This is a genomic window from Magnetospirillum aberrantis SpK (assembly GCF_011022235.1).
In the GTDB taxonomy this organism is placed as follows: Bacteria; Pseudomonadota; Alphaproteobacteria; order Rhodospirillales; family Magnetospirillaceae; genus Magnetospirillum; species Magnetospirillum aberrantis.
In genome coordinates this window covers 354,358-371,582 of record NZ_JAAIYP010000034.1, presented here as the reverse complement: position 1 = coordinate 371,582, position 17,225 = coordinate 354,358, and the positions used below count along the sequence as shown (strand labels likewise).

Annotated in this window: 12 protein-coding genes and 1 pseudogene; 8 read left to right on the top strand and 5 right to left on the bottom strand. The window is 60.4% G+C overall.

Going from position 1 to position 17,225, the window contains the following annotated elements; genetic code table 11:
* Positions 1 to 650: 650 nt before the first annotated feature.
* From G4223_RS08190 to G4223_RS08170, 5 genes are read left to right on the top strand one after another with little or no spacing between them, the layout of a single operon-like run.
* A complete protein-coding gene (locus tag G4223_RS08190) occupies positions 651 to 1,433 on the top strand; it encodes a hypothetical protein (RefSeq protein WP_163677564.1) in 783 nt (260 codons plus the stop codon).
* Positions 1,434 to 1,447: 14 nt separating this feature from the next.
* On the top strand, positions 1,448 to 4,549 hold the full coding sequence (locus G4223_RS08185; protein ID WP_163677561.1) for a hypothetical protein: 3,102 nt from the start codon (positions 1,448 to 1,450) through the stop codon (positions 4,547 to 4,549).
* Between the two features lie 17 nt (positions 4,550 to 4,566).
* Positions 4,567 to 7,056, top strand: coding sequence for a VWA domain-containing protein (locus G4223_RS08180; protein ID WP_163677558.1), 2,490 nt, complete (start codon positions 4,567 to 4,569; stop codon positions 7,054 to 7,056).
* Entirely contained in the window at positions 7,053 to 7,802 is a 750-nt protein-coding gene (locus G4223_RS08175; RefSeq protein WP_163677555.1) for an ATP-binding cassette domain-containing protein, read from the top strand. Before G4223_RS08180 ends, G4223_RS08175 begins: the two co-directional genes overlap by 4 nt.
* Before the next feature lie 9 nt (positions 7,803 to 7,811).
* Complete coding sequence (locus G4223_RS08170; RefSeq protein WP_163677552.1) at positions 7,812 to 9,755, top strand: ABC transporter permease; 1,944 nt, start codon at positions 7,812 to 7,814, stop codon at positions 9,753 to 9,755.
* Between the two features lie 136 nt (positions 9,756 to 9,891).
* On the opposite strand, the pseudogene G4223_RS08165 reads toward G4223_RS08170, so the two are convergent.
* Positions 9,892 to 10,773, bottom strand: a pseudogene (locus G4223_RS08165) (IS3 family transposase); the annotation flags it as partial.
* Between the two features lie 50 nt (positions 10,774 to 10,823).
* Positions 10,824 to 11,168, bottom strand: coding sequence for a helix-turn-helix domain-containing protein (locus G4223_RS08160; RefSeq protein ID WP_163677549.1), 345 nt, complete (start codon positions 11,166 to 11,168; stop codon positions 10,824 to 10,826).
* A gap of 127 nt (positions 11,169 to 11,295) precedes the next feature.
* On the opposite strand from G4223_RS08160, the gene G4223_RS08155 reads away from it, so the two are divergent.
* Complete coding sequence (locus tag G4223_RS08155; RefSeq protein WP_163677546.1) at positions 11,296 to 11,526, top strand: hypothetical protein; 231 nt, start codon at positions 11,296 to 11,298, stop codon at positions 11,524 to 11,526.
* Positions 11,527 to 11,788: 262 nt separating this feature from the next.
* Here G4223_RS08155 and G4223_RS08150 read toward each other — a convergent pair whose 3' ends face one another.
* Together G4223_RS08150 and G4223_RS08145 are read right to left on the bottom strand one after the other, a co-directional pair.
* Positions 11,789 to 12,424, bottom strand: coding sequence for a hypothetical protein (locus G4223_RS08150; protein ID WP_163677543.1), 636 nt, complete (start codon positions 12,422 to 12,424; stop codon positions 11,789 to 11,791).
* 3 nt (positions 12,425 to 12,427) lie between these two features.
* Positions 12,428 to 13,072, bottom strand: coding sequence for a TnsA endonuclease N-terminal domain-containing protein (locus G4223_RS08145; RefSeq protein WP_163677540.1), 645 nt, complete (start codon positions 13,070 to 13,072; stop codon positions 12,428 to 12,430).
* A 128-nt stretch (positions 13,073 to 13,200) separates the two neighbouring features.
* Here G4223_RS08145 and G4223_RS08140 point away from each other — a divergent pair, with 128 nt between their 5' ends.
* Positions 13,201 to 14,175 carry a hypothetical protein gene (locus G4223_RS08140; protein ID WP_163677536.1) on the top strand — a complete coding sequence of 325 codons (975 nt, stop codon included), beginning with the start codon at positions 13,201 to 13,203 and terminating at the stop codon, positions 14,173 to 14,175.
* 160 nt (positions 14,176 to 14,335) lie between these two features.
* On the opposite strand, the gene G4223_RS08135 is transcribed toward G4223_RS08140, so the two are convergent.
* Positions 14,336 to 15,400 carry a hypothetical protein gene (locus G4223_RS08135; protein ID WP_163677533.1) on the bottom strand — a complete coding sequence of 355 codons (1,065 nt, stop codon included), beginning with the start codon at positions 15,398 to 15,400 and terminating at the stop codon, positions 14,336 to 14,338.
* A 293-nt stretch (positions 15,401 to 15,693) separates the two neighbouring features.
* On the opposite strand from G4223_RS08135, the gene G4223_RS08130 reads away from it, so the two are divergent.
* Positions 15,694 to 16,809, top strand: a complete 1,116-nt coding sequence (locus G4223_RS08130) for a Wadjet anti-phage system protein JetD domain-containing protein (RefSeq protein WP_163677531.1) — start codon at positions 15,694 to 15,696, stop codon at positions 16,807 to 16,809.
* Positions 16,810 to 17,225: the final 416 nt, after the last annotated feature.

Genomic DNA, 17,225 nt, shown 5'->3' with positions numbered 1-17,225 from the left:
TGTCGGGTGACGCATAAGGTGCAAACCAGAACCCTCTAGGCCATTGATTCGTCAAGATGACCTGACACATATTCCGCAAATACCCTGCCCCATATAGTGCAAACATTCAGCAGTCTTTGACCCAAAATCTGCAAACCCACTGAAGAGCCCGAATGGCAGGAGGCGACGCCCCGAACAAGAACAAAACGTGATTGCCGGCGGATGCCGGCATCCGCTATAAACGATGCCAGCATCACCACAGGTGCGCCCCGACCCCGGTCCGCGACAGCGGTGCCGGGGTTTTTCTTTGCCCGGATCGGAGACAGCCATGTCCGCCAAGCGGCGCGTCAAGGACATCATCCGCCGGATCGGGCTGGGCCGGCGGCGCAAGCCGCCCAAGCCGGCCGATCCGCCCCTTCGTTGCCCCGTTTCTCCATCCTCGCCCGGTGCCGGCCACGGCCCGGGCGTTTTCATGCCGGTCCGCCGGCAAGCCCCCTTGGCGCCTCCGGAAATGTGATGGATATGTTCTCCTTGGTTGTATATCATGGCGGCGGCTGTCGCCGATATTTGTGAATGTTCGGGTGAATGTCGGCAAGCGGGTGAGGGTGGAGTCCCGCGCGTGTAGCGGTGGCAAAACCGCGTTCCATGTGCCTGACTGGGGGAGGTGGGGGGTGTCGGAAGGTGTTTTTTCTGCCCTCATTGGGGCGACCGCAATCATGCTCCAGACAATTTTCATGATATTATATTCGAAAATGGCCCCCGATCGCTCGTGGAAGCGGAAGGTGCTTGTGCCGTTGTCTATCGTGAGTGTGTTTGCGCTTATTGGTTGGATGCTGTGGTTCATATTCTCCATGTCACCCACCAACGAGGTGGCGACTGACGGCAAGTGCAAATCGGTGCTTGCCAAGATCGAGCGGGTTTGCCCCGGCTGCCTGCCGATGACCGTCGCGACATCGGACTCGGGTGCGAATGTGGCGCTGTCATCACTTGTGCCGGCCCAGGCGGTGCGCGCCGCCGGCGGTGACAAGACGTTCGAGGCGTCTCTCGACGGTCATTCAGGCCCTTACCGCGAGGGCGACGGCTTTCGGGCACTCCTCTCGTCGTTCACCGATGGTGGGGCGGACGGCTCCCCCGATCAATGTGGCTTTCCCTCCGAGCCATCCTTGCCCGCAACCTGCGTCCCATGGGCAGCGGCGCACGCCTACGCCGACTACCTGTCCGCGCTCACCCGCTTGACCATCAAGCTTCCAAGCTGGGCGGAGCGGACAAACCTGTTTGAGAACCTGCCGGGGGCCGACATGGATGAGTGGCTTTCAGACTGCAAGGATCAGGTTGACGGAAAATCCTGCTGGGCGCGCGCCATCAAGCGCGCGGGCGGCTCAGACCTCGCCCATGTCAATTCCTATGCGGCCTCCCCCCAAAGGGGATTCCGTGTCCTGGTCGCATGTCCATGATGTCGGGTGGTGTCATGAGGATCGCTCTCGTCATCGCGCTCCTGTCCGTCATCGTGATGGCGTGCACCGCGCCGGGGCAGGCGAGCGGCTCGGAGGATCGAATCCTGTGGCGTTGTTCCGACCCGTGGCCGAAGACGATTGGCAAGCAGAAAATCATCTTGCGCCTTTCCATCGAGAAGAAGGACGCGGGCACCCATGTCGGTCGCCTGCGTCCCTTGTTGTGGGTGGATGGCGAGGAGAAGTTCCTGGACAGGTTCAAGGATGGCCGCATCCAGATGATCGACAGGACCAGGGACTGGTGGCGCGAGAGCGGCGATGTGGATCCGTATCGCTTGCATGGGGCGGAGCCGGTGCTGGCGACCAAGCGTTACGCCATAAGGGGTGCCGACAAAACGCATCCTCTCGAACGGTTCTTGAAGGACGGCACGTTAAAGGCGGGCAAGGTCCAGAACGAGGCCCTGTTGCCGTTCGACGGCTATCTCTTGGATTGCAGGGGCGGTCACGCCCCCGACAGCACGGCCAAATTCCCGGAATATCCGGTTGTCCTCAGGGACGGTATCAATGTGCCGGACCATGTCACCGTATCGGAACTGGACGTTGAAACATCGGTCGACATCGTTCGGGACAAATACACGTCGTTCAGTGAATTGGTGGCGGACACCGTCGCGGCAATCAAGAACGACAACGCGCTCAGGGCGGAACTCTCTAGAACCTTCAAGTCCATGAGCATCAATGGCGACGTTGTTTCATTCGATGGTGACGATATTCGCGTCACCAATGTGACGGTGGTTCCCGCCGACAAAGCCAAATCCATAACGAAAGTCGAAACGGCAAAGGGACGTGTCTGCAAGCCCCTTGCCGAACATACCTATGCTTGCCCGGAACCGGCCCTGTCCAGCGTGTCGATATATGTGACGGGCGCGGCAGGGCCATTGTTGTTCAACGTAGCGTCCTCGGATGGGCCGGTGACCATCGACATGGCGACGGGAATAGAGACCGGTTCCGGCACGCCCGCCGCCGGCGCCGATGTCGCCAGTCCGGTGAGGTTCAAGATTCCCGGGGGCTACCTGGTCGATGGCAAGGCGCCGCCGGACGGGAAGGGGTGGATCCCAACGCCCGAGCAGCGCGCCGTCGGGCACGTCGCCATTCAGTCCAAGGTCCTTCGATCCTGCCAAGGCCGCTACGATCTCGGTCAGGATGTCGAGTCCTTCCGATTGCCGTGCGTCAACGTTCGCGCCCCTTCGGTCGCGCTGCGCCGGTCTCGTCCCGAGGAGGATTTGGTCGGTTGCGCGCCGCTCTCCGAATCGCCACCCCTGTCCTGGCTGTGTCCCAAGGATGCCAAAATCCTTTCCTGGGAGGGGCCGGGGCGCGGCGTCGACGGGCAAGTCGAGACGGCGACGGTGCCAAGTTACGTGTTGAAGTTCAGGGGGAAAGACAAATGGGATGTCTATTCCGCCGGCCCGGATGGCTGCTTTCTTGAGAATGGCTCTTGGACTTGCTTTGGCGTACTTCCGCCAAAAGTCAGGATTAATCTCAATAGAAAAATAATTGGCCATTTGATGGTCGCCACGACCCGGGTTGATGGCGACGGCAAAGTTGGCGAGATCGGCGACCTTTCGGACGACGACCTTGTCACGCTGCCTTACATCGGCGCCATGCCGGCGGGCCTGACTTTCGACGGTGCCGCTCCCGCCCAGGATGCCACCGCCATTTCCGTGCGCCTGAAATCGGCCTTGGACAGAAAAGTGTCCGTCTCATCCACCGTCAATCCGAAATGCTCCGGATTTGCGTCCCTGAACCAGCACCAAAGCGGGGTGTCCGTCTCGTCTCCCGACTGGAACTGCGCCAACGTGACGGCGCCCGCGCCGCTGCTCGACGTTCTCACGCAATCCAGCCAATGCCGCAAGGGCGATGGGGGGGGCGCCTTGTGTGTCAAGGGCGACCTGGATGTGGGTGCGGGATGGGAGCCACTGAGGATCGATGGCGGCACGCCCGGGGAACGCGCGCTTTCCATTGGAATGCTCGTGCCCAAGCCTCGATTCGACCTCGAGAAGGCCCTCGGGACGATCCTTGGCCCATGTGGACGGGGGGAAGGTCCGGTCAGCATCGATACTCTTGCTTACTGCAAGGGGGGGGACTGCTCTCCCTTCCGGCACCCAGTTTCGCATCAAACCCTTGGGGCGGCCGGGTGGGGTGCGCCGACGCTGCCAGACCGGATCAAGCTTATCCTCAAGGACCCTTGGCGCCAGGAGGGCCTGGAAGTTCTTTTGACCGAGACGAGCCTTTCCGCCGATTTCAGGGCGAAGCTCCTGGCGAGCAAGGTGCGGCCCATCCGCGTCGAGGGACAGTCCGACTTCACGTTCAGGAACGACCTGTTCGTCTATGAATCGGCTGAGAAATGCCGCACGGATCAACAAATGTTTAAAATACCGTTTGACAGGACGATAATAAGCAGCAAGTCAGCGCCTTACTGTTCGTATGCAAAAATTAAATCAAATGGCCAGGATGTGAGCGATTGCGTGCCCGGTGAGGTCCGAGATGGGGGAATTGTTTTCAACATCGTTCCCTTGTTTGCCGCCAAGAGGTCGGTTGTGTTGATCGAGAACGCTCCGTTTGGGCTTACCGCCGAGGAAGGGGTGCATCGATCCCTGCGGACGACCCTTGAAAAATTGAGTGCATCCGGGCGCAAGGCGCCGGGTCTGGACGTTGCGTTGCTTCAAGGCGACGGAAGTGTCGATCTCGTCGTCAGGGGGGAGGAACTCGCTAATTTGCCGCTCACCTCCAGTCAGGCGGGGGTCGACACGCTTGCCGGACGGCTCAACCGGGTACGGTTCGATTCCCGGCCGAACGCCTCGTCCTATGCGCTGGAAGCCGCGCTGGCGGCTTACCCGGGGACGATCCTGGAGCGTCTGGTGTTCGTCACCGCCAACGGCCCAAGTGCCAGCGAGGGTTTCGCCCGACTGGCCATGATCAAGGGCGTGTCCCAGGCATTGGACATGACGGTTGTCGCCAAGGCCGGCGCCTGCGACGGATGGCGGAGCGCGGGCGTGACGCGGTGTGCCGAGTTGAGTGAACGCGCTTTGATGTCGGAATTCCAGAAAATGCTTGGTAGATAGCCATGTGGGGGTGGGGAATGAAAAGGGTGGTGATTGCCCTGATGGCGCTGGTCTTGTCGTCCGCCAACGCCCTTGCCTGTACCGATCAGGAATTGTTGGAGCTTAAGGGCATCAAACTGCTGAACGTCGTGCGAACGGCGACGATCACGCGCGACGACGCTAGGCTTTACCCTTCGCCCGCCGCCGCGACGGGAAGCGCGGCCTCCTTTGGGGCGCAATATCGGATCGTGGCCTTGTCCGGCGCTCGCGTCGGTTTGAGCGCACTGAACTCCAATCAGGATTCGGCCGAGTGGTGGGTGAATTCCCGCGACGTCCTGTGTTCGACGACTCCCTTGGCGCATGACGGCGGGCTTGAACGCAAATTCTACGTGCGGACGCAGCCGCAGGTCATCGTGGCCACCCAGGCGAAACGGGGGCCGTCCGCGATCTACATTTCCAGGCGTCCCGGCGCCGGCTGCGGTGGGGCCTTGGCCGGGTGTGCCGAGGTGCAGCGCTTCGACCGTCTGTTCATCTATGCGGAGCATCAGGAAGGCTCGAAGCGCTATTACCTTCTGTCGCGCGCCCCCAAACTCGGGGCGCTGCTTGGTTGGATTGATGCCAGCCTGGGCTGGGAGTGGAGTTCATCCTACGGAATTCACCCCAAAAGCGATCAGGAAAGTGCTTTTGCCTGTATATACAAGCACAAGGAATCGGCAATTTCCGGGGGTGCCCCCAGCGATCCCGGCTGCATTCGTCTTTATGGCGGGCGAACCCGATGGCTGAAGGACAACGAGCCCCTACCCGTTCTGGAAACCTTCGAGCGTGACAACGTGGTGCGGATCGCGACGCCAGTCCGCCGCCAGACCGGCGTTGTCGCCGACGCACAAGGGGAAATGCGGTCGCTGGCGACGGGGGTCGATGTCGTGTTCGTGATTGATGGCACGAAATCGATGCTCAGCCATTTTCTGGACATCAAGAAAAAATTTCTTCCCGAATTCACCTCGGAAATCCGTTCCGCGTCGAATTTCTCCGGCTTGCCGATCCGCTTCGGCGCGGTCATCTACCGTGACAAGACCCTGGGCGGACCATTGGATCGCGGCCAGACGATCTCGGTGGACCTTCCCGCCGGTGATTGCAAGGCGCGCGATCTGGGCGCCTTCGTGAAGGCGTTGCCGGATCATGTCACCGAGGACGACACCGACGATTACTGGGAAGATACCATCGGGGGGATGACGGAGGGCCTGGACAAATTGGTCCGGGATTGCCCGGACCATATGAAGATCATGATCGTGCTGGGGGATGCCGGCTATCGGCCCGGCTCCCGGGACGTCCCCGCCGCCGCCTTGGTGGACGCCCCCTTCCCCAGGAGCGAATTCCACAATTTGTTGAGAAACATGAGCCGGGTGCGCGACAGCTATGTCTTCCTGCCTGTTTTCATTCAAACCCAACGCACCGCCGCCAGCGAGTTGAAATGCCCCGCGTGCTACGACGCCGCGTATGGGCATTTCGAACGCGATGCGTTAAATATACTTCATGAATACAGCAATAGTCTTCCCAAGCAATATAGAAAGTCCGATTCCCAGAAAGTATTCCAGCTCAATGATGGCGGTGGGGCGTCCAAGAAGATCGTCGGCCTGATAAAGAGCTTCGTCAATCCGGATATGATCCAGGAGTGGAACCGGCTGCGAGGCACGGGGATGTCGCCGGTCCAGTCCACACTTCAGGTCAGCCGCGAATTTCCCGATGTGCCGGCGCTTGTTCTCGAGTCGATGCAGCCGGCGGCGTGCAACGACTATGTGCGAAACACCCCGGAACTGGAGGAACGCCGGAAGGCGGGCGAGTCGGTCTCCGCCTTGTGCTCCGAACGTCAGGTGATCGAGTCCGATGAATATTTCGTAAGGCGGAATACGCCACTCCATGACGAAGGTTCCAACGCGATCGTCAGCCCGACCAAGGACTTGATCGACCCCGACAACACCATCGCCCTCAAGGTCTACCTGCAGAACACCAATCTCCACAGCTGGATAACCAAACTCGCCGAACTCCATACTCGTCTTGTCGACGCCCAGGGCGACGCCGCGCAGATCAGGGCCTTGCAGCTTGGGATGACGGACCTGGTCCGCCAGCTTTCGGGGGGGAACCCGGCTTGGCGGCAGGTGGATCCAAGGGAAACGTTCGAGGCGTACATGAGACGGGTCAAGGCCATGCCGGTATCACTGGGTTCGCCGCTGCTGCAATACGCCGCTCCCGAGGACATGGCCAAAATCGGGGCGCATGACGTCGTGGTTCTGCGGGAATGGCTCAACTCCTCGAGGCTTCTTCTGGAAGGCGCGCAGTCGGGAGAGGAGATGAATCCAAAGACGGCAAGTCTTGAGCGCTATAACGTGAATGGTTTCGTCCTGCGGCGTTGGGCCGGCGGACAAGAGGAAGGGGGCATGCGCCGGTTGCCGGAAGGCCTTCATTTCTGCCGGACGACAAAGGGGACGAGCGAGCGTCATTGCTGGATGCCAAACGAGTATCTGCCGTGACCGGGCCGGAACCAACCACGGTCGCTGTCGACAACGTCCAGGTCACGCGTCGAGCGGAGGAGGGCAAGACCTTCACGTTGCACGCGGATCACGTGCGGATATCGTCGGCGAACGGCGGCATCTGCACCATCGAAGGGGCGACGGGCACCGGAAAGACCACACTGCTGAAGGCTCTTGCCGGGCTGGAGTGGATCGACGAGGGATCCGTGGCGTGGAGGATTTCCGGGGGCGACGAATTCCGCCTTCATCGTGACTGCGACGAACCGACATTGATGGATATTCGCAAGAAGAGATTTGGGGTTGCTTTCCAGCACTCGCCTCTTCAGCCGCAACTTACGGTTATCGATAACCTGATTTTCAGGCTGTTCCTTGCGAATGACGGATTGAATAAGGAGGATGCCGCCAACAAGTCCAAGGAAATGCTAAGAAATTTCCTGATTGCGTCGGAGCTCAACATATTTGATGGCTTCTGTGCGAAATATCCATACGAGTTGTCCGGCGGTCAAAAGCAACGCGTCGCGCTTGCGCAAGCCTTTGTTCACGACCCGAATGTCGTATTCGCCGACGAGCCAACGGCGAGCCTTGATCAGGCGACCGAGGAGCAAGTCATCGCCTTCTTCAAGGGTTGGTCGTCCGCTCCGGGGCGGTTGTTGATCTGGGTGACGCATTCGGAGGAACGTGGAAACTCGAGGTTAAGAATTGAATCCCGCGGCCCGTCCGCCTCGTCTGTCGTCATGGGGGGGTGAGCCGAGCCGATGCGTATGAATTTCACGGTTTTCGCATTGAACGAGTTGGTGCTCCCGTTGCGCTGGGGATTGGGGCGCCTCCGCCATCTGGCTCGCAGGGTGGCGAAGAGGGGGGCGGGACGTGAGGGTGGCTACGGGCATCCCTGTCCAGGAGGGCTGGATTTCACGTTCCTGTTTGTCTTGATGACCGTGCTGATCTCGCTCAGTGGCTTCTTGTTTGTCGTCAAGGTTGGCCTGGAGGAAAGAGTTCCCTCGGCGATGCTTGGCCATATTCCGCGATTGGGCATTCCGCTGGCGCTGTCCGGCGATGGCGTGACCTTCGTGCCGAAACTCGACGAACCGGACGCCACAAAAATGGAAGTCGGGGGCGGTGTCGACATCGGAAGCTTCGGCGCAAAAATAAAAATGATCATGTACGAACGGTTGGGGGCACGGGAAGACTGGAAGCGTAAAAATATCGACCTGTTCGCGCCAAACATATTTGGTGCCGATGCGGCAAATTTGCGGGCGTGGTCCGTCTTCATGGATTCTGAGTTGTGGGAGAACGTGGCTCTTGTTGGGTTGTCAGATCAGGACCGTGTCGAGCTGTTCGATCAGCGCAAGCCATTCGTGATCATGGTCAACAAGGGGCGGTACACCTTCAGGAAATTCGACCTGGACAGTGCGGCGACAGCGCTTCGCAAGGTCCTTCCCGATGACATGGTCGATGCCTGGCTCACGGAAAACGAAGGGGCAAGGCGGCTGGATGAGTTGAAGACGGCCTGGCTCACCATCGGCTTGAATTACAATCGGAATGGCACGCCAAGCCAGCGACGGCAGATTGTCCCAGTCCGTGTGTTTCCCGTGATCTTTCCAGGAATCGACGCTCCGGATATTGTCTTTCCCCTGGAACTTCAGGCGCTGACGAAGGTGCCGTCCGAGCTCACTCAGGTCGCGCCCGAGGTGATCGCCTGCCGTGGGGGCGGCAACTGGTATCTGGATTGTAAGGGCGAGGATCGGTTTCCCCCCTCATGGCGCCGCGTAACCCACGTCGGAGTGAACACGGATTACTGGGACCGCAAGGTCCCGTGCCGAGCTCCTGGGTTTCAGGGGGCGTCGGTTCTGGTCGCTCGGTGCATCGTCTCCAGTCTCGACGACCCAGTGGAGTTGGGCTATGGCGGTCGGTCGGAACGCCTGGCCGCATCAGAGGACGACCGATCGGTTCGGCTTCTCTTTCCACTTCCCAAATGGCGGATCGACCAGGCTCTCGCAAATATCGACGATGTCGAGGTCAGATCAAGAATTGCCCGGAACGTAACATACATCTCAGAGGACCTTCCGGTCGCGGACTGGAAAGGCAAGGATAAATATGATTTCCAGTCGGTGATCGCTTATGTTCCCTGGAATGATCGGGCTATGTTACCCAATGTGTTGAAAGAACTAAGGGATGACAGGCGTATTTATGTAAACAATCATTACTATGATCTTGCGGGGCGGTTATCGCATATCATGGCGATGATCGATGAGGTTTCATATCGTGTTACGCTGTACATGGGGGCGTCACTGATCATATTTATCACAAGTTCTCTATCGTTTGTTGTTCACAACAGACGCCAACGCTATGCGTTGCTTTTGTCTCAGGGGGCAAGCCGCTGGCTTATCCGAAAGATGTTGGCGGTACAGATGTTCGTGATTTCGACGGCGGCGGCGGTTCTGTCCTGGGTTTTGGTCTCCGTGTCTTTTATTTTTATCAAGAGCAGCATGGAACGGAAAGTTCTGGACTGGGCGCTTGGCATCCCAGGATTGGAACTGACGACATTGCTGCCATATACAGACCCCTATGTAATGGGCGTGGTCATGTTTGTCATGCCGGGCTCTGTCTGTGTGTTCAGTATTCTGGTGTCCTGGGGGTTGTTCCGGTTGAATGGATTCCGCAAGGGGCAAAGTTTGGCTCGACACCTGTTTGGTGGATAGGGGAGCGTCCGCGCGTTTCCGCGATCTCGTTGACCCGGTGCCGAAGGTCTCGATGCCATCGCGATTTGGCACGCGAGTTCACGGCGAAGTCTTGGCCAGGTGGCCTGCTGCGGGTTTGGTGGACACCATCCTTAGCTTATGACGCCTGCATTTCATACTCCATGGGGCTGAGGTATCCGAGCGTCGAATGCCGTCGCTTAGGATTATAGAAGCGCTCGATGTAGTCGAAGACATCGGCACGGGCTTGATCGCGGGTGCGATACACCGTTCTGGCGGTTCTTTCCGTCTTCATCGACGAAAAGAAGCTCTCCATGGCGGCGTTGTCCCAGACGTTGCCGGATCGACTCATGGAGCATTGGATGCCCTGGTCGGCCAGAAGGCGTTGGAAGTGGTCGCTGGTGTACTGGCTGCCGCGATCCTAGTGGTGCAGCAAGGCATCGGGTTTGCCACGCCGCCATACCGCCATCATCAGGGCGTCGACCACCAATTGGCTGGTCATGGTGGAGCTCATGGACCAGCCGACGACCCGGCGCGAGAACAGGTCGATCACCGCCGCCACGTACAGCCAGCCTTCCGCCGTCCACAGATAGGTGAAATCGGCCACCCATTTGCGGTTGGGCGCGTCGGCGCTGAACTGCCGGTCGAGCACGTTGCATGCAATGCCCTCGGCCTTGCGCAGGCCACCATCGACAGGAAGGCCGCGCCGCCGGGGTCTGGCCCGCAAACCCTCGCGCCGCATCAGCCGCTCGACCCGATGCAGGCCACAGTCAAGGCCGTCGGCCAGTACATCGCGCCACACCCGGCGTGCCCCATAGGTGCGGCCGCTGGCCAGAAAGCTGGACCGGGCCGCAACGACGATCGCCTCATCTTGCCGAGCCCGCAGGCTGGGCGGACGAACCAGCCAGGCATGGAAGCCACTGCGCGAGACACCGAGCGCCTCGCAGAGCCACGACACCGGCCAAATCCCTCGGTGCTTCGCGATGAAACCGAACCTCACGTCGTTTCCCTCGCGAAGTAGAACTTGATCATAGGATCCTCGATAGAGGGGGGGCTAACAACCAACCGAGATCAACGCCTCTCGTGCTTGGAAAGAACCGCCATCTGCTCCAACGCGATGCGCAGGTCCCTTTTGTCCAGCGACCGGGCCAGCACCGTCAGACGCGCCTCCAGTTCCACCCGCTCCGGATCCGCGGCGCTGTCCCCTTCCACCGCTTCCATCAACTCCCGCATGGGCACGCCCAGCTTGTCGGCCAGCCGCCCGAGCGTTTCGTAGCTCGGCAGGCTGATGCCGCGCTCCATGTTGGAGACGGCATCGACGGAACGGTCGATAAGTTCGGCCAGCTGCTCCTGGGTCAGGCCGCGCTGCTTCCGGATGGCGCGAAGCTGGGTTCCGAATCGGTGTTTCTTGTCCATACCCGGAGTGTCCGCCGGGCAATGGGCCTTGACCACCGCGTATGCTCGGTGCAATTTTCAATTTCACCGAGTGAATGCGGTGTTTGCGGGCGCCGACCGGAGTTTCATCCAGGCAGGGAGAGGACGAATGTGGATTGGACAATTCAACGCATTGCTGGCTGTGGCGGCGGTCGTCCTGGCGGGGATCGCCTATCTGGCTGGGAAGCCAGAAATCTTCATGGGTGGCGCCGCCGCGCTGGTGGTGCTGCGTCTGGGCGTCGGCGTGCTGAACCTGCTGAGCAAGGTATTCCGGGGCAAGCCGCTGATCTACACCGTGCGGATCGACGCGGCGCGTGATGGATCGTCGCGGGCGAGCTGACGGGGATGCCCATGCTCGGAAAGATGCAGTGGATCGCTCTCGGCCTTGGCGCCGCCGTTGCGATCGGCGGGGGCGCGTGGATCGCCGGGATCCGGGCGCCTTCCGACCAATTTCCTCCCCGTTTTCAGGTGCAGGTCAGCGGTCGGCTGGGGGTGGACAATTTCAAGAAGGGACTGGACGGCCGCTATCTGGTCATCACCGGCGAGCGGCAGTTCCTCTGCGACCTGACCAAGCACCAGGAAATGGCCTGCGTGTCTCCCAGCTACAATCCCAGCATGATGGCGTCGAATATCGAGATTCGCCGCCATGCCCATGACCCGGAGAAAGCGACGTTGGTCGTTTTTGGCGCCACCCAGGACAATGTGACGTGGCCGATGCTGAAGAACGGGATGGACGTCAGGCGCCGCGTGCGGTTGCCGCGGCGGTCGAAGGCGGGAATGACCGCCCGGATGTCGCCCGATGCCCTGCGCAGCCGGCTGACCCAGCGGTAGATGGTGGTCCAGTGCGGCGGCTTGGAATCGCCGATCTTGTTGGCAACTTGGCGGACCAGCCCCGACAGCGACCGCTCGGTCAGCGTCAGCACACCGCCTTCCTCGACGGCCTTCAGGTATTCCCGTCGGCGATCGAGTTCCATCCGCACCTTTGGCGGCAGGGCGGCGATGTCCTTTTCCAGGTTGTGCTCGACGATCTGCGGCTCGCGCCCGGTGCCCTCGACGGCCACCAGCTTGGCCTTGTCGGCGCAGATCAGTTCCGCCAATTCCCGATGGGTGACGACGCGCATTTCGCCGTCGCGCACCCTTTCCAGGTGGACGACCTCGCCGCCGGCGCGGCCGCGCACCTCGTGCATGGCGTCGTCGATCCAGACACGCTGGTTGCGGGCGAGGGCGAGCGACGGCATGGATCAGCCCTCCCCGGGCAGCCGGATCACGGCATCCCGATCCAGCCGGCGGGCCAGATCCGCGGCCAGCCGACGGTTGGCCAGCAACGCCAGCACCTCGGCCATATCGGCATGGGGGGCGAGCGCGGCGATCAGCTCACCCAACGGAGCGGGCTCGAAAGCGAGCCGGTCGAGAACCATGGCCTCGACGTCGGGATCGACGGGGTGGCTGCGATAGCGCAGCAGCAGGGCGACGTTGTCGAGGTATGGCCGGATGCGGATGTCGGCCTCGGTGACGACCTGGTGGTGCATGCCCCGGCCGGCATAATGGTCCGCCGCCGCGGCGAACAGCGCCACCATATCGGGATGGGCGGCCTTATCCGCCGGCTTGACCTCGTAGACCACCATCAGGGAGGCGGTCCGGACCAGGAAGTCCGGCGTGTAGCGACGCGGCTTGCCATCGATGGTGAGGCGGATGGTCTCCGGCTGCTCCCGGTAATCCAGCATCGCCGGATCGAACTCCAGCAGGTACACGAAGTCCCGCTCGAGTTGGGACTCCCAATGGATCGACCGCCCGGCCTTGAGGCTGGGAAACCGGCCCACGGTGCGGGTCGGACTGCGGGTGATGACCCTGCGGGCTCTGGTGCCCTCTGTCACACGAAGCAGCATCGGTTGCGACCTCAATATAGTTACATCGATGTAAACTTTACACAAAACATAGGGCGCGTCAATCGCCACGTGACTTGCTTACATCACCACACCACCGCTACTATCCTCGCCTGATCGAAAGGATGGGAATGACAGCCGAGGAAGCGCTTGCCGCACTGAAGAAAGCCCGCGACACCGCCGAGGGATGGCAGCGAATCGCCGAGATCCTGGACCAGGTACGCGACAGCGACGTCGGGGGACGTCGAGGCAAGCTATCGGTCAGCTTCATCGAGGAAGCGGCAAAGGCCTCGCGCTATGCGCCGGCTGTCCTGCGCCGCATGTCCGCGGTACGCATCTTCCTGGAAGAGTTCGACCGAGCCCATCCGAATCTGAAGTTCCGCGAGCGGCTGGATGGCAACACCGCGCAATTCTCCAAACTCGAGTTGTTCGCCCGCCTGCACAAGGTAGCGCCCGAAAAGGCGCTGGAGATCGCCGACGCCGTCGTTGACGGTTCGCTGACACAGAAGACCCTCGACCTCATCTACCGTGAGGCCTCGGGTCGTCCGCTGCCAAGCCATCTCAACCAGGATCCGTTCGGCGGCGCACTCGCCATTCCGGCCACTAAGCCCGTGGGCAAGCTGCGTAAGCCTGCCAAGGTCTTCCCCAGTCCGTTCCATGAAGCCTGCTGGGAAGCCCTGAAGAGGGACGTGGCCAAGCTGTCCGGCGAGGGCGACGTCCGCCTCTCCTGCGACTACCGCTTCACCTACTTCACGCCCTTCGCCGTGGCAGTGGCGGTGAAAGACTTCGGGATCGAGTTCGTGGACGGATTCTATCCCGTCGCGCTGTCGATGGAGCCCAGCCGGGTGGAGTTGAATCGGGTGCTGAAGGAAGTGGCTTTTCAGGCTCCGTTTTTCCGCCGGTTCTGGGTGCTGGTGCCATCGGAAATGACGGCCGACAAGATGACGGGGGCGCTTGCCGTAATTGGACAAAGCGGTGCGGGATGTGCATATCTCCAGGATGCTGCCCTCGCAATCCGGCACTCTGCGATTTCGCTGAAATCAGCACCGCAACAAATTGGATTGGCAAATGAACTACTTGAGGCGGGCGTACCTAGCCGAGTGTGAAACGCAACTCGCTTCCTTCAGCCAGAACGGAAAGAGCCCCCGAGGCCGCGATCCGTACGGGCCAGGAGGTCGTAGCTTTGGGGATGTTGGATCAGGTGCCGCGGGTGATGTCGAGAGAGAGGTGAAGGGCGGCTCGGTAAGTTTATCTCCCCAACACCGACTAAACTTCGGGCGGCCCATCGAGCACGTGAACGCAATCTTCGGAAAACATTCCGCTTTCCTTTATCTTCCGCTCCGCAAGAGAAACGTCCGATGAAAACAGCGTTACAGCCAGATCCCTGACGGCGCGCGAGCAGCAGACATAGAACAGTCGTCTGGTACGGTCGAAGACCGTCTCCTTGCCTTCGGCCGCGTTCTGCTCGTCGGTCTTTGATGGTGGGGCGATACCGAAGAGCTTCTCGTAGGAAAACTGGTTGTGACGGCCTTCGCCGTCGTCGAGGACCGCGAGCACACGTTCGAACTCGGCGCCCTTGATACCCTGATGGGTGGCGAACGGAGATTCGTCCTCGATGTAGGTCCGGTAGCCGCGAAGCTGCTTCGCCGGACAGTCGAAGTAGGCGGCCATGGCGGCGACCTCGTCGTTTTCTTCCGCGTTCGCCCCGCCACCTGCGCCGGCCAGATAGGAGAGGAACCTTTCATCGAGGTTCGTCAACCGCGTATCGCGGACGAACCTGAGGACGTCCCCCACCGAGGCGTCTCCGGTTTCGGAGAACATGCCCGCAAGGGTCTGCACCTGCATTCGGAGGTCCGTCAGCAGGGTGGCCGGATCGGTGCCTGCGACCGCCTCCTTTGCCATTTTCGGGCAGTTGGCCTTCAGAAGCGAAACGACTCCGAAGCCGTCGTCGGCATCCACGGCGTCGGCCAAGGGCAGGAGATAGTCGAGGAAAGGGCGGACCGCCCATGAGGTGCCGTCGAGGAAACCGTCCTTCAGAGACGAGGGCGCACGATCATTCATCGCTGCGTACAGTTCGCCGAAGCCGAGCCGGAGAGCGGCCATTCGATGGACGATGACGAGCACCCGGACGTCGCCATCGGAGCCGTCGTCCAGCCACAGAGGGTCGGCATTGGCCTCCGACAGCCAGTGCCTCACCGAGCGGAGTCGGGCGCTCCTCAACCCGTCTGCGGGAAGAATGAACATCCGCGCCGTTCCCCTGACAGCCTCCCTGCCGGGGACCTGCACCAGCCCGTCGCCGCCAGCCCTGATGCGATTGACGACTTCGAGCACGCTCGTCGGACAACGGAAGTTCTCGGGCTTTCTGCACCCGCCTCACTACCGAAACAACTTCGACATCTTTCCCCGCATGCTGATCGGAAAGAGCGCTATGGGGCTTGACGGGGACGGACGTCATGTCTGGACGGAGATCGTCACACAGAATCGGGATGGGACCATTCGGAAGACTGCGCCCGGCGAGATGGTGGTCACGACGGTGCACGGTCGTCGCAAGCCCACGAAAAGGCCTTTATCGAAAACGGCGGAGGGGGGTGACCTTTTTATAAAGAAGGATGCCGACGGAACCGATGGAAAGCACGAACATGGGCCTTCTTGAGCCAGGTGATCTTGAATTCGTTCTCGCCGTCCTTCGCGCCAAAACGAATGGCCGGCGGGTCCAGAAGGGTCGTCTTTGGGCGGTCCTGGAGAAAAATTTGCCAGCGCGGTTCAACGCGCCGGTGATCGCAGAAGTTTTACGTTATTTGCAAGAACGCGGCATCGTCACAGGACAATTCGCCCACGGCATGCGTCCATTGACCAATGTTTCCCTCGATCTCCCGGAGGAAGAGCGCCCGGAAAATGTCAAAACATGGCATCAGGCCGTTTTGAGCAAAGAAGACAATCTTTCTCGCATTCAGTTCGATGCCCTCATGGGCGCCCCTTCTGCGGTCCTTTCCCTTAATCCTGCTGACCAAGCCGCCCTGGTCGAAGGCCTTATCTCACTCTCTGAGGCCGTTCGGAACGGTACTTTGACGGACACCTACATCACTTCGGCCAAATATCTCCTCGGCTCATCGAAGGCCCTCGACATCGTCGGAACACAGGTCGCCTCCGCATTTGGGATTCCCCCGGAGGCATCCCTCAACCGCATCCAACACGTGCTGACAGCAGGTCCGGACGACGGCCGCGCCGACACCGTGCTTTTTATCGAGAACATGGCCGCCTTTTCCGCTTTCGCAGGTTCAGAAACGCGAAATCAAGCACTGGCCATCTGCTCCTTTGGGTATGGCTTATCCATGGAAAATCTCGGAGTACGGCTGAAGGATGGCGGTCTCCGGTCCTGTCCGGCCGTGGGCCCCAGGTACGCCCTGGCGGACATTCTTGCTTCCGCGCAGCATATTCTTTTCTGGGGCGACCTGGACCGCGAAGGCCTACGGATTTACATGAGTCTCCGGTCCGTCTTTCCGGGAATCAGGCTGTCCGCCGCCTACGGCCTCATGGAAGCCGAGTTGCGTCGTGGCAACAGCCACCCATATGGCCCCTTTGCAGGCAAGAGTACCGATCAGAGGAGCATCGCCCTTGACGACCCAGCCCTATTTCCGCTTCTCGAAGCTGTAAACGACAGGGCCGTAGATCAGGAGGCGATCTGCGACCCGTGGCCGGGAGAAATCATTTTGCATCCCTACGCACCTGCGGACGCCTAATCCGTAAACCGAAGTGTCTGACCTCTAAGGGGCGACAATCGATCCTGCCGCCCCTCGCTGGGTGGCCCTTGCACATTATGCGTCTATATTTTGCGCGTTACCTGTCACGTTTGCATTTCATGCGTCACCCGACAGCGGGCTCTGCTTCTCGGTCGCGCCTTTTTCCATTTCACCTGATTCCACATATTTTCCAGCTCCCCCCCCCAAGAGACCATGCTCCCTGGGTGAATATCGTGGCACCGGCCAATGCCCTGTTCGCCATGCTTTTTCTGTCATGGGGGAAAATGAGAAAAATGATCGTGCGGGATGTGTTTATGCTGGGAAAATTAATTTAATTGACCTGGTATGTGGAACGTGGGCATATATCGGTCATTCGAATTCGTAGGGAACTTCCCACGGCAGCCCTTTTGTAGGGA